The sequence below is a fragment of the Arthrobacter sp. SIMBA_036 genome (assembly GCF_046535135.1).
GTDB lineage: Bacteria > Actinomycetota > Actinomycetes > Actinomycetales > Micrococcaceae > Arthrobacter.
In genome coordinates this window covers 1-260 of the sequence record NZ_JAWRXG010000272.1, presented here as the reverse complement: position 1 = coordinate 260, position 260 = coordinate 1, and the positions used below count along the sequence as shown (strand labels likewise).

At 65.8% G+C, this 260-nt stretch carries 1 protein-coding gene; it reads left to right on the top strand.

Going from position 1 to position 260, the window contains the following annotated elements; genetic code table 11:
* Nucleotides 1-59 precede the first annotated feature (59 nt).
* A partial coding sequence (locus SB659_RS19865) for a hypothetical protein (RefSeq protein WP_410551660.1) occupies nt 60-260 on the top strand: 201 nt, incomplete at its 3' end.

Genomic DNA, 260 nt, shown 5'->3' with positions numbered 1-260 from the left:
GCAACGTCGTCGTCGGGGAGGGTGACCCCAGCGGCGGAAACCGGGAAGGCGTTTCCGGCATGATGTACGCCTGGGGACAATTCGTGGATCACGACCTGTCGCGGACCCTGTCCGACGGCGAGACCAGTATCGGCATCGAAGTGCCGAATGGCGAACCGGATTTTCCCTCGGACAGCGGGATACGCATGACCCGCGCCGTCATCGATGAGGACTGCGGGACGGCCCCCGACAACCCGGCTGTGGCCATCGACGCGGTCACC